This is a genomic window from Candidatus Woesearchaeota archaeon, assembly GCA_016188115.1.
Lineage (GTDB): Archaea > Nanobdellota > Nanobdellia > Woesearchaeales > GW2011-AR9 > JACPIK01.
Genome location: JACPIK010000002.1, coordinates 647,383 through 659,960, shown reverse-complemented (window position 1 = coordinate 659,960; position 12,578 = coordinate 647,383). Strand labels below are relative to the sequence as shown.

At 38.0% G+C, this 12,578-nt stretch carries 16 protein-coding genes and 1 tRNA gene; 14 read left to right on the top strand and 3 right to left on the bottom strand.

Annotation, left to right across the window (positions count from 1 at the left end):
- Positions 1 to 27 precede the first annotated feature (27 nt).
- Complete coding sequence (locus HYV86_03585; protein ID MBI2572913.1) at positions 28 to 1,155, bottom strand: rhodanese-related sulfurtransferase; 1,128 nt, start codon at positions 1,153 to 1,155, stop codon at positions 28 to 30.
- 73 nt (positions 1,156 to 1,228) lie between these two features.
- Here HYV86_03585 and HYV86_03580 point away from each other — a divergent pair, with 73 nt between their 5' ends.
- Positions 1,229 to 1,732 (top strand): hypothetical protein, encoded by a 504-nt coding sequence (locus tag HYV86_03580; GenBank protein ID MBI2572912.1) that lies wholly within the window; start codon positions 1,229 to 1,231, stop codon positions 1,730 to 1,732.
- On the opposite strand, the gene HYV86_03575 is transcribed toward HYV86_03580, so the two are convergent.
- A complete protein-coding gene (locus HYV86_03575) occupies positions 1,713 to 3,053 on the bottom strand; it encodes a hypothetical protein (GenBank protein ID MBI2572911.1) in 1,341 nt (446 codons plus the stop codon). The two genes, HYV86_03580 and HYV86_03575, sit on opposite strands and share 20 nt — an antisense overlap.
- Positions 3,054 to 3,106: 53 nt before the next feature.
- Between HYV86_03575 and truD the strand changes: the two genes are divergently transcribed.
- On the top strand, positions 3,107 to 4,126 hold the full coding sequence (gene truD / locus HYV86_03570; protein MBI2572910.1) for a tRNA pseudouridine(13) synthase TruD: 1,020 nt from the start codon (positions 3,107 to 3,109) through the stop codon (positions 4,124 to 4,126).
- A 17-nt stretch (positions 4,127 to 4,143) separates the two neighbouring features.
- Entirely contained in the window at positions 4,144 to 4,932 is a 789-nt protein-coding gene (locus tag HYV86_03565; GenBank protein MBI2572909.1) for an alpha/beta hydrolase, read from the top strand.
- Between the two features lie 3 nt (positions 4,933 to 4,935).
- On the opposite strand, the gene HYV86_03560 is transcribed toward HYV86_03565, so the two are convergent.
- Positions 4,936 to 5,304: a transcriptional repressor gene (locus HYV86_03560; protein MBI2572908.1), complete on the bottom strand. Its 369-nt coding sequence runs from the start codon at positions 5,302 to 5,304 to the stop codon at positions 4,936 to 4,938.
- Positions 5,305 to 5,374: 70 nt separating this feature from the next.
- Here HYV86_03560 and HYV86_03555 point away from each other — a divergent pair, with 70 nt between their 5' ends.
- The 11 genes from HYV86_03555 to HYV86_03505 all read left to right on the top strand — a co-directional run bounded on the left by HYV86_03555 (position 5,375) and on the right by HYV86_03505 (position 12,572).
- Positions 5,375 to 6,187, top strand: a complete 813-nt coding sequence (locus tag HYV86_03555; GenBank protein ID MBI2572907.1) for a ZIP family metal transporter — start codon at positions 5,375 to 5,377, stop codon at positions 6,185 to 6,187.
- A 56-nt stretch (positions 6,188 to 6,243) separates the two neighbouring features.
- On the top strand, positions 6,244 to 6,753 hold the full coding sequence (locus HYV86_03550) for a hypothetical protein (GenBank protein MBI2572906.1): 510 nt from the start codon (positions 6,244 to 6,246) through the stop codon (positions 6,751 to 6,753).
- Positions 6,754 to 6,790: 37 nt separating this feature from the next.
- Positions 6,791 to 7,075: a hypothetical protein gene (locus HYV86_03545; GenBank protein ID MBI2572905.1), complete on the top strand. Its 285-nt coding sequence runs from the start codon at positions 6,791 to 6,793 to the stop codon at positions 7,073 to 7,075.
- Positions 7,076 to 7,122: 47 nt separating this feature from the next.
- Positions 7,123 to 7,833, top strand: a complete 711-nt coding sequence (locus tag HYV86_03540) for a TrmB family transcriptional regulator (GenBank protein ID MBI2572904.1) — start codon at positions 7,123 to 7,125, stop codon at positions 7,831 to 7,833.
- Between the two features lie 62 nt (positions 7,834 to 7,895).
- Positions 7,896 to 8,474, top strand: a complete 579-nt coding sequence (locus HYV86_03535; protein ID MBI2572903.1) for a hypothetical protein — start codon at positions 7,896 to 7,898, stop codon at positions 8,472 to 8,474.
- Positions 8,475 to 8,522: 48 nt separating this feature from the next.
- Positions 8,523 to 8,615, top strand: a tRNA-Arg gene (locus tag HYV86_03530).
- A gap of 83 nt (positions 8,616 to 8,698) precedes the next feature.
- Positions 8,699 to 9,199, top strand: a complete 501-nt coding sequence (locus HYV86_03525; protein MBI2572902.1) for an NYN domain-containing protein — start codon at positions 8,699 to 8,701, stop codon at positions 9,197 to 9,199.
- Positions 9,196 to 9,945, top strand: a complete 750-nt coding sequence (locus tag HYV86_03520) for a TIGR00266 family protein (GenBank protein ID MBI2572901.1) — start codon at positions 9,196 to 9,198, stop codon at positions 9,943 to 9,945. The genes HYV86_03525 and HYV86_03520 overlap by 4 nt, the downstream gene beginning before the upstream one ends.
- Positions 9,946 to 10,007: 62 nt before the next feature.
- Entirely contained in the window at positions 10,008 to 10,637 is a 630-nt protein-coding gene (locus HYV86_03515) for a hypothetical protein (protein ID MBI2572900.1), read from the top strand.
- 41 nt (positions 10,638 to 10,678) lie between these two features.
- A complete protein-coding gene (gene ffh, locus HYV86_03510; GenBank protein ID MBI2572899.1) occupies positions 10,679 to 12,022 on the top strand; it encodes a signal recognition particle protein in 1,344 nt (447 codons plus the stop codon).
- A 34-nt stretch (positions 12,023 to 12,056) separates the two neighbouring features.
- Complete coding sequence (locus tag HYV86_03505) at positions 12,057 to 12,572, top strand: hypothetical protein (GenBank protein ID MBI2572898.1); 516 nt, start codon at positions 12,057 to 12,059, stop codon at positions 12,570 to 12,572.
- Positions 12,573 to 12,578: the final 6 nt, after the last annotated feature.

The window sequence follows — 12,578 nt, the reverse complement described above, 5'->3', positions numbered from 1 at the left end:
ACGGGGATTTTATATAAGGTTTATGTGTTAATTTTGCGGGATAGAAATAGTGTCATTTAAACGTACTTTTTCGCTGATAGGGAATGTAACATATTGGCCTGCATGAGCTTGACTGATGGTTTTTCCGTCTTCATTTTGCATCTCTTGGATGGTTTGGTTAGTGTTAGTGGTTTTTCCTTTTATATGGATAAAATCGCCAACTTTAAGGTTGGCACATAATTTCACAAAAGCGACGTTATTTTTGGCATAGTAATTTTCAATTTTTCCAACTTCTGTTTCCATTATTTTTTCTTTACGTTGCCGTGGTGCATCTTTACAAGCTGGTGAGCAAGTCTTGTTCATGGTTTTTGCGCAATCTTTACATGAGATAAAGAGTTTGTCACAATCAAGATTATGGCAGTTGTAATACTGCTGGTTTTCTTTTTTGCAGTGTGTACAATGGGTAATAGCAGAATCGGTGTGATGAACTAATCGATCGTCAAAAACAAAAAGTCCGCCTTCCCAATGACTTTTGGAAGGGGTGTCGTTTTGCACTTGATTAATATAATTAATAATGCCGCCTTGTACGTGGTAGACATTCTCAAAACCGTGATGCTTCATATAAGCTGTGGCTTTTTCACAACGAATACCACCAGTACAATACATTACGACTTTCTTGTCTTTGAATTGTGAGAATTGGTCGTTAATTGTTTTGGGAAATTCACGAAATGATTTAATTGGCATTTTAAGCGCATTCTTGAACCTGCCTACTTCGTATTCATAATCGTTACGCGCATCGATGATGACAAAATCTTCTTTATTCTGATACATAGACTCTAGTTCTTGCGGTGTGACATATTGGGCGCTTTGTCGTCCGTCAATAGGGTAATCGAAGGCACAGACTTCTTTACGTACTTTGACGACGAGTTTGTGATAGGTATTTTTGTCGTTTTCTTGTTCACGGAAGGTGAGATTTGGAAAGACAGATTGTAAGTATTGTTTGAGCTCTTCAATGTGGGGTTTGGTACCACTTACTGCACCATTGATACCTTCCGTGGCTATGAGAATTCTTCCTAAGATGTTTCTCTTCGCGCAGAATTGTTTTAGCGTGTCACGTAGTTCTTCAGGATTTTGAAGCAGGGTGTAACGATAAAACGAGATGGTGTTGTAATTCATACTGGTCTTATTTATCCCTCTTTTTTTTAAAATGTAGGACAGATTTTTAATTAAGAAGAGATCTCATCTTTTTATGGTTATTTCTTACACTCGTATTCTTGCTGACGCACTGACAAAAATTCAGTTGGAAAAATACCAACAGTTTATTGTTCATCCTGATGAGGTAGTACGGGATTTAAGCAATACTGATGAGATTATTTGGAAGTATGGTGAAGTAAAATGGGACATTGTTGAGTTACTTAATGCGCGCTACGCGACACATTATGATCTTTACAATTGGATTAATGAGAATCCTGCTGATGAAGTTGCATACTTTTTGAATGAAGCTGGTTCAAATACATTAAGTTATTCTGATTATAAAGCTCCATTTCGATTTCACCTTTGGTTCGGCGCAAAGGGATTTATTATTGGCATTGAACAGAAAGGTAAGGGATTTGATGCTCGCAGAGTTGATGAAAAACGATTGAAAGAAAATGAAGGGGCGGCGTTTGATTTCTTTCGCAATTGTCAGGGAGAAGTATTTTTTGATGATGCAAAGGAAGCGAGGGTGGTGTATTTTATGGTACGAGTCGGGTAAGATACTTTTGAGGGTCATGTCCTGATTCTTTGAAGTATCCACGTTCTGTTGTTAAATTCTGTTCATAGCCCTCTGCAACTGCTTTCATTCCAATAAGTCGTCCAATTTCAGTTTCAATTAGTGGCCGTGCTTGAAATTTTCCATCTTTTACTCCTACGAGAAGGGTGCCATATCGTAATCGATCTACATAATCTGCCATGTCTTTCTTTGGAATTACAAATGGATTAATTGGCACTGGTCTTGGTTTTCGGGCATATTTTACACGTAAAGCGTGATATGCTGCGATTTCATGAGGGCTAAAAAAGACTTCGCTTGCACCAACACCAATTGTTTTAATTCTTCGTTGACTTTGATAGAGTGTATCTTCTGGATTTGCACTTCCTTCAAGATCCCAGACCATGCTATAGGCTTTACTTTCCTGTCCTTTCGGAACGCGTGGTACTCGTAGAAGTTGAAATTTATATTGTTTAGGGGGATCATGGCGTGAAGGTGCTTGCATAATAAACCCCGTTCCGTAGTTGAATTGTTTACCAATAATTTCGACAAGATCAGTAAGTGAGACATCAAGATCTTTTAATAATGGTTCAAGGCTGTTATCTTGTACATATTTTACGTTACGTTCAAGCTTTTTTCGTCTTTCTATTAACGCAGTTGCAGATAATGGTTTCTTCGTTCCATATTCTTTTTGAGTCTCTAATTCAGTTTCAAGGATTGGTAAACCAAGTTTTAGAAAAGCAAGATTTTGAAATAGACGTAACTCTACTCCTTCATGAGCATTCATGAATGTTACAACTCTTCTACGACCGTCATTACCCTGCCAGCGATAGCCAAGGAATACTTTGTCAATATTTTCTTCTTTTGCATTATGAAGTCTGTCAAATGCAGCTTTAAGTACCACTTCTGGGTTCCACGGAACGGTTTCACGTCCTGTTTTTGATACGCCAGATTGTGCGTCTGCACCTATTACTTTCCTACGTACATCAATAGAATCAAGATTTACAAATGGGCCTGTTTCATATGCAGTTAGTTGATGTGCATCTCTTCCAACTATTCTATAAGCATGAATGGGTAAAATCAAAAGTTGATCGTCTCGTACCTCTTTTGCTGCTTGAATTGTTTTCTCATGATCAACATTGTATGTTCCATCAACAAGCGTACCGAGATCTGCTTCATGGGTAGCGATAACGACTTTTCCATCATCAACAAGTCTTGCGAGTGCTCTTTGTGTGAATCGAGTAGGGCCAACTGTATTTGATACTATTTCAGTTCTGGTCCAAGGATCGAACATATCTGCTCGTGCATCTGAAAGGCTAATTATCATTATCTTCTCTTTTTTCCATACCTTTTTTAAAAGCCTTCTGTTCTGAATTGGTAATGTACACTCTTAAGCATCTTCCTGAGGATTTTATTGTAGTAGAACGTGCATCACTTAAACTCACAGAAAAAGGTCTCTATCTCTACGTTCGCTGTATCAAACGTGAACGTACAACATTAGAAGTTATTTCTCATCTAGCAAAAGTCTTAGGAATTTTTGAAAAAGATATTGGTTTTGCTGGTACTAAAGACATGCATGGAATAACTACTCAGTTTCTCTCCTTGCGTAGTGTTAAAGCAGAAAGACTCTCCAACCTCAAACTTCACCACGTCCAATTAGAAGTTGTGGGATATGGCGCAACTCCTCTTTCATTAGGTGATTTGGAGGGTAATTATTTTGAGATTACTGTCCGTGATTTGGATGAGAAGAATGTGTTAATCCCTCTTATATTAAGTCCAAACTATTTTGACGAACAGCGTTTCTCAACCAGAAATATTCAAGTTGGTCGTGCTTTGCTTAAGAAAGATTTCAAAACAGCCGCAGGATTGATTGATCATACCTCCTGTGAAGAATATTTGGCTGCGCATCCTACTAATCCTGTAGGAGCAATTAGAACACTGCCAGATCGCTTAATTCGTTTATATCTAAATGCGTATCAGAGCTATTTGTGGAATGAAGCGGTGGGGTTGTATTTGCGTTCTGTCGGCAAAAATGTTAAAGAGGTTGCTTACTCTGCTGGTTCGTTGGTGTTTATTGATAACCAAGAAGACTTTTGTGGTTTGCAGTTTCCTCTTCCTGGCTTTGGCAATATGGGCAGCAATGACCCTGCCATCGAGCAAGCATTGAATACTATCCTTACTAAAGAAAGCATGACTGGGGCTAATTTTGTCATTCGTCAAATTCCTAATTTAAGTCTTGAAGGTGAGCTGCGATCGATGTTTGTGCCAGTGAGTAAGTTAAAGATTGGTGAATATGAGAACGATGAATGTTTTGACGGGAAGTATAAAGTGAAGGTTTGTTTCTTTTTGCCGAAGGGAAGCTATGCAACGATGTTTGTGAGACGGTTGTTTACGACTTAATGGTTGAGTAAATTAGAATGGAAGAACGAAAATTACCTGTGGCGTATCATGGATCAGAGTTAGAAATTGCAGCCTACGTTCATGCTGGTGCTTCTGATCAATGGCTTTTGTGCCTGCATGGTTTACAGACTAGTAGAGAATTATTTCAGGGCTTATTACAAAGATCTCCTCTAAACGGTTATTCCTCTCTTAGTATTGACTTCGTCGGTTTTGGCGACTCTTCTAAGCCTCAAGGATTTTCCTACGATTTACGTGATCAAGCACGAATTTGTGAACGTCTAATTTCTGATTTAGGTATGAAAAATATTTACGTTACTGGTCATAGTATGGGTGGTATGGTAGGAACATTGCTCTTAGATATGATCCCAGACAAAATAACTGGGTTTGTCAATCTGGAAGGAAATCTCGTAGCAAAGGATTGTGGTGCAAGCCGAGATGTAGCTCAAACTCCCTATGAAGAATTTCGCCAACATGGTTTTGATAGACTTAAAAGAAACATTGCTGAGTCGGAAGGATCAAACACTCAAGGGCGAGTCAAATGGGTTGGTCAAATTCCTGCCCACGCGTTTTATCGCGCATCTACATCAATTGTTGCGTACTCTGATAGTGGGGAATTATTACCTCTTTTTCTCAAAGCTCCTGCAAGAAAATTATATGTATATGGAAACCGCAATGAGTATAAAATTGCACCACTCGAACGCCGTGTCGATGTAGCGAGAATACCTAAAGCAGGACACTTTATGTTTCAAGATAATTTTGAAGCTACGGCACAGGTGATTGAAAACTTTGTGTTAACTTCTCAATAATCTTCACTTACTGCACTTCTTACACACGCCTGTCACATTGATCTGGACATGACATATCTCACCTAGATTTCGTTCTTTGAGAAAATCGATTTTTTCTACGTTGATGTGTTCGATGTTGCCGCATTTCTCGCAGATGAAATGGGAATGGTTCTTAAGGTTGCGTGAATAGACTGTTTTTTTGCCGCAGGTGAAAGCATGAAGACTTCCACTTGTTGCACAATCTTTGAGGAAACGATAAATTGTTGCAATGCCAATCTGGGGATATTTAATTTGGACTTTGGTAGCTAGTTCTTCAGCGGTGAAAAAGGTTGAAAATTGATTTAGGTTGGAGGAAATAATTTCTTTTTGTCTGGTTTGGCGAGTTTGTTTCATTGGCATCTTAGTTTCTTATTGATAATCAAAATCAGTAACCTATTTATATCTGTTTAGCTTTTCTGTTCTTATGAACTTAATCATATTATACACCATTTTGAGTGTTTTGGCTGTCTCTTTAGTCTCATTTGTAGGGATCTTTTCTTTATTTCTCCAACGCAAGAATCCTAAAAAAGTATTATTAATCCTTGTGAGTCTTTCTGCTGGGACATTATTTGGTGGGGCATTCTTGCATTTGCTTCCAGAGGTTGTGGAGAAAAATGGGTTTACGCTTCAAGTCTCGCTTTTCTTGCTGTTAGGGGTTGTTGTTTTTTTCATTTTAGAGAAACTCATCCATTGGCATCATTGTCATCATCATGGAATTTCTGAACCTCATTGTCATTCTGAGAGTAATTCATCTAAAAAGAAACATGAACATCAAGTTTCTCACCATTCCTCAAAAGCGATTGCTCCACTCAATCTTATAGGAGATGCAATGCATAATTTCTTAGATGGGTTAGTTATTGCAGGTAGTTATCTTGTTGATGTGCGCGTAGGGGTTGCGGCAACGATTGCAGTTATTTTGCATGAAGTTCCTCAAGAGATTGCTGATTTTGGTGTTCTGATCTATGCTGGTTTATCTAGGGCAAAAGCATTGATGCTTAATTTTGCGTCAGCAGCAGTTGCTATTTTGGGAGCAATTGTGGGTTTGTTTTTTAGTTCTGCTTCAGAAACATTTAGTTCGTTTATTTTGCCTTTTGCTGCGGGTGGTTTTGTGTATATTGCGGGTTCAAATTTAATTCCTGAATTACATAAACACGGGGAAATGGAAGAATCAATTTGGCATTTCATTGCGTTAGTTGCAGGAATTGGATTGATGGTTGCAATTACATATTTGGAATAGGTATAGGTCTAGAAATATAGATATAATTTTATAAACAATTTTTTATTTTCTTTCTCATGCTTATTCGACACGCTACTCCTACCGACATTCCTGCTTTAATTGAAGTTGATCGTGAGGCCTATGGGGAGACTGGTGCATCAAGAGAATACTTTACTAAGAAGTTTTCTTCGTTTGCTCAAGGTATTTTTGTTGTGCAAGAGCAGGAGAAGGTTGTTGGTTTCATCGTTGTTGAAGTTTATGGGAATAATGATGTTCCCGTCGATTTTTGCAATCTTAATGTACGATCTATCTTACCTCTAAAATGGATGTTTATTGCGGCATTTACCACGGCAACTAATTATAAAGAAAGAGGGGATGACACAAAACTTCTCGAAGCTGCGGAATTGCTAGGTAAAAAACAAGGTTGTATTGCAGTGTATGTTCCTCTCCCCCCAGATCATCCTTTTGAAGGCAATGGGGTGTTTGAGTTTTGGCGAGCAAATGAGTATCGTCCCGTAGGAAGCATCCAATGGATTGCGCCGACTGAGAAATTGATTGGCTGCGATCTCTTTATGAAGAAATTGTAAGATAATTTTTTAATCAGATCTCTCTTTTCCTTACTCCATGGAAATCTCTTCTCTTCCTATTCTAAAACAAGATGAACGAGGAACTATCTATGACTTAGGCGGGAAGGCAAAGTACATCGTGCGTAAACAAGGATCCATTAGTGGGGATCATATGCATAATGTTGAAGAAATTTTATTTCTCTTGAATGGAAAAGTCGAATTAACACTTGGTAATGTTATTTCAATCGTGGAAGCACCCGTGAAAATTTCTATTCCTGCGCATACACATCATAAACTTCTTGCAATAACTTCCATAGAACTGGTGGAATTTCGCGACAATTGACGTTTTTAACTAATAATGTTTATATACATCAAAACCTTCCTCTATCTATGCACAATCAACTAGAAAAACTAGGTTTAACTCCTGGTGAGAGTAAGGTTTATCTTGCTCTTTTGAAGCGAGGTCCTAGTAAAGTTGGTGATGTTGTTAAGGAATCTGGTGTTTCTTACTCTAAAGTCTATGATGTATTAGAACGTCTTGTGGGCAAAGGTTTAGCAAGCGAAGTTCTTATTAATGGTATAAAACAATATCGAGCATTGGAACCGTATCGTTTATCTGAATTATTAGCAAAACGGGAGAATGAAATTGCAGAACAAAAAAAGATTTTTTCATCTCTTTTACCGGATTTACAGAAGATTTCCAAAGATCAAGGTCGTAGTAGTGCGGAAGTTTTTGTAGGCTTTGAAGGACTTAAAACAGCCTATGAAATCTTACTAGAGGAAAAAGGAAAAATTTTACGTTTTTTCTATCCCCCTCATGATGAGAAGGCAGCAACTTTTTTTCAACGTCTCTATCCTAAAATGGTTGAGGCGAAGATTGAAATGCGAGGAATAGGGACAGTTGCTCCTGTCAATAAACTCCCTGTCAATATTAAGATTCGTACCGTTTCTTTTCCTGTACCGGGAACTATTGATGTTATTGGAGATAAAGTATTAATTTTGTCTTGGTCAGATACGCCTACGGCAGTGTTGATTCATTCTGTTGAGATTGCGAAACACTTTGAAGAGTATTTTGATGGGGTTTGGTCAAAAGCAAAATAGTGTTACTTTTAAGTAGTATTTTGTGAGAAGATTTTTAAAATAGAGTTTGTAATAGTTTGATTATGTCTGGATCAACCTCACTTCAACCAATCAATTTTGCATTATATCTTGCTGAAGATTTATGCCGTACTCGTTCTGCGGACTTAGCTTTAATGGGTTCTCAAGTAGATGCATATCTTAAAGTACGTCCTTTGTATTCTGGAATTTCTCATATCGGGAGTGATGGTTTTCCTGCTCCTCGTTTAACATTAGAAAGAGGAGGTTTTTTGAGCAAAAGAGAGACTCAAGAAGTACCAACTGATATCTATGTTGCTGGTCGTTCTTTAGATGCTGTTGTAGTAGATTTAAATTCTCGATTCCGATGTTCTTCAAAAGATGGTACTTACAATTTAGGTAGCGATGTAGATTCTTATCGTACATTATTATCAACAACAGATCTTATCACCCAAATTAGTTTTTGGTTTGGGCGTATTTCTGGTTTGGTACATTTAAGACGCGTTCTTGAGAGAAGTAATGGTGTCCAAAAGTCTGATGCCTCTTTCATCTCGGATTATACTCCTCTGTGCAGGGAGTTTAAAGGATGGAAACTCAGACCTCATTTTCCTTCGGGGACCCAATACTCTTTGCTCTTACCTTCTTAATTGAGACCATAACCTTTTTAAAAACAGATAAGAGTTGGTCTTCTAATTGGGCCTGTAGTCTAGCCTGGATAGGACATGTGGCTTCGGCTGAAATAATCCAGATGACACCATAGGACCCCGGTTCGAATCCGGGCAGGCTCAGTTTTTTTCTTCATTCTTTTTTCATTCTCCCTCCATAACATTATTAAAGTCTACAATTGTAATGTATCTTTAAGGTGGATAAAATGGATGTTAATGTCACGCAAACAGTTGCAATTCTTGTTGATGGTAATAATATTGAACGTAGTATTCATGAGGATAGTGGAAATACCAATACAATGGTTAATTTTGATATCTTGATTCCTAAGTTACTTAATAATCGGGGTTTGAATCGCTTGCTTTATTTTCGTGAAGGTAAAGCAATTTCTTCAAAATTGGCAGAACGGCTTCATACTCATTATTATGGGTCGGTTATACCTTGTCATAAGTCAGCAGATATTCCGTTGACGATTAAAGCAACGCAGTTGTCTTCTAAAGTTGATACTATCATCATTCTTTCAGGTGATTCCGATTATGTTGATTTAGTTGCGCATCTTAAATCAGAAGGTGTGCGTGTGGAAATTGCAGCAGTGAAGAGAACCGCAGCAAAAACACTTATCGATGAAGCAGATTATTTTCATGAAATCACAAGGGATGATTGGTTTGCGTATACGCAGCCGACGCAACAGAGGAGGCAGAGACAATGAAACTTACAGCAAAAATTCAGGGCGATGATATGCAGTTAATCGAGGTGAGTTTAACAAAAGATACGCCAGTTCGAGCTGAACCAGGCTCGATGCTTTACATGGAAGAGGGTGTTAATTTAGAAACAACAACGGGGGGCGGGTTGTGGAAAGGTGTCAAACGGATGATTACGGGTGATCGATTGTTCATTTCTACTTTCTCATATGCAGGCACAGGCTCACGTAAAGTTGCGTTCGCTGCTCCGTATCCGGGAAAAATCATTTCACTTGATATTGGAAAAGAGACTTTCTTGTGTCAGAAAGATTCATTTCTTTGCGCGCAACAGGGAGTAGAAATCGATATCGCGTTTACCAAACGGTTAGGTGCTGGTCTCTTTGGTGGAGAAGGTTTTATTCTTCAAAAGTTATCTGGTTCTGGGCAAGCATTTATTCACGCTGGTGGGAATGTGATTGAGAGGACGCTGAAAGCTGGTGAGACGCTACGGGTGGATACAGGATGTATTGTTGCTTTTGCTGAAGGTGTGGATTATGATATCCAATTTATTGGAGGGTTTCGTAATGCATTGTTTGGTGGTGAAGGTTTGTTCCTAGCTACTTTACGTGGTCCGGGTAAAATTATGTTACAAAGTTTACCATTAGCTCGTCTGGCTGGCCGTATTCAACAAGCTGGCGGACGTGAAGAAAAACGAGGAGTAGCTGGTATTGGCGGCGGCGTGCTTGGCGGGATATTGGGCGGGGATAGCGAGTAGGAATTATTTTTTTATCATTTTCTTTCATTACTTTTATAACTCAATCATTTTTTTGCAATTTTATGAGTAAATCAGAACCTAATCAAGACAGAATCCTTCTTGGTGGTCTTTATCGTTTTCAGGCTCCTACTAGTAAAGAATTATTTGATCAATATGGTATGTATGATCTTACACTTCGTTCACAAGGAATGATGTTTGAAATATTTGATACGGGGTTAACTGTTGATGAAGAAGACGAGTACGTTGTTATGCGAGTTGTCAAAGCTCCTTTAGAATATACTGCTGCTCTTCTTGCTGTGGGGAATCAGGAATTTGATACTGATAGGAACACTATTCTTGCTCGTATTAAATATGATTGTGTTGTTTCTTCTGTTTCACTTGAACAAGTTTTAAGAGATGTACAAAATGAGTTTTGCTACCAATCTGAAACAGAACAAGGAGAGTCCAATCCTGAAACAGTGTTAAAAATATATGAGATTTCAAAAAGTGATATTTGTGAAGAATTAGATTTACCGCCTCGTACTTCACTGACATCTCTTGCATCTCTATTACACGTTACGCCTGCTTATCTTAAAAGTGTACTTCCACGTTCTTCAAGATTGCAGAAAGGTCCTGATCTAACAGCAACATTAGTTAGTTTGGAACGATATAGAACTCATAAAAGTGAAACAGAAAAAGCTGGTCTGGATTAAACAGCAACTTTAAATAAAAACTGCTCTTTTTATTCTTTATTATGGTCCTTGAAAAACTGGGAGATTCACTCAAGAATACGCTCTCCAAAATTACCAATGCGATGTTTGTAGATGATACTCTGATTAACGAGGTAGTGAAAGATATTCAGCGTTCGCTTCTTCAGTCGGATACCAATGTTAAACTAGTGTTCGATTTGAGTAACAAGATCAAAGAACGAGCAAAAGATAAAACACCTGCAGGTATTACCAAAAAAGAACATATTCTCAAAATAGTGTATGAAGAGTTAACTAATTTCTTGGGTAAGGATCCGCACGATGTGGTGATTAATGCTAAACCAACGCAAATTATGTTGGTAGGCTTATTTGGATCAGGAAAAACTACCACTGCGGGTAAACTTGCTAAATATTACAAAAAACGCGGTTATAAGATTGCGGTGATGCAGACGGATACGTGGCGTCCTGCGGCGTTTCATCAATTAAAACAACTTGCTGCAACGGTAGGAGTTGATTTTTTTGGTCTTGAGAAAGAGAAGAATGCGGTGGCGATTTACAAGCATTTCATGCCGCAACTTAAAGAATATGATCTTGTTATTGTTGATACGGCTGGACGTGATGCGCTCTCAGATGATTTGATTGCGGAGTTGAATGAGTTGAATGAACTTGCGAATCCACAAGAAAGGCTTTTAGTTATTTCTGGTGATATTGGGCAAGCTGCTCAAACACAAGCCCAAGCATTTCATGACACGTGTAAAGTAACTGGTGTTATTGTTACCAAGTTAGAGGGTACTGCTAAAGGTGGTGGAGCATTATCTGCCTGCGCTGTTACAAATTCACCTATTATTTTTATTGGAGTTGGCGAGAAGATTGATGATTTAGAATTATTCCATCCACAGCGTTTTGTGGGACGGATGTTAGGTATGGGTGACCTTGAGTCGCTGCTGGAGAAAGCGCGTGAAGTGATTAATGAAGAGGATGCCAAAGATATGCAGGCAAAGTTTTTGAAAGGTGATTTTACATTACTTGATCTTTATTCTCAAATGGAAGCGATGAAGAAGATGGGTTCATTTGGCAAAATCATGGAGATGATTCCCGGTATGGGTCAATTAAAGATTCCTAAAGAAGCATTAGAGATGCAAGAAGAGAAATTAGTAACCTGGCGTTATATGATGGATAGCATGACAAAAGGGGAATTAGAAGATCCTGAAATCATTGATGGTGGTCGTGTTGAACGTATTGCTGCTGGGTCTGGTATGAGAGATTCAGATGTGCGTGATTTGCTCAAACAATATCGTCAGAGTAAGAAGATGGTCAAGATGTTTAAGAACGAGAAGGACATGAGTAAGATGATGAAGAAGTTTGGCGGCGGGAAGATGCCAGGGATGTAGGAATAAATGAATTTAAGGGGTAGGTGTTAAAATCGTGTTTATTGATATTGGGCTTTTTATAATTATTTCTCAGGCATTTCCTTTCATTATACTTTTTTTCTATGAATTACATACGCGTCCTAAAATTCGTAAGAACCTCGGTGAAAAATTTAATCTAGTTCAGGAAGACCTAAGAGCTTACGAGCTTCTATTCTTTTCTTCTGCAGGAGTACTTTCAATATCTACTTCTATTGTTTTTAAGATTTGGCAGAACGAACTTGTCAGTCCGTTACTATCTTTAGGATGCTTTCTCATTTTTTTATTGATTGTTCTTGTGGCACTTTTAAGACTCCGGATGTATGTTTTTAACGAAACTTCTTCATTAAGCCCATCTATATTAGCATTTCATTGGGCTTTCATGCCTATGTTGTACTTTTTTTTAGTGATATTAAATAATATTAACTATTTTAAAGGAGATGGTCATTTACTTTTTGACAATAGAATTTTATGGTTACTCTTTCCTTACATATTTTTGACTTCTTTAGTATTTAGAAAAATAGTAAAAAGTTAAAATAAA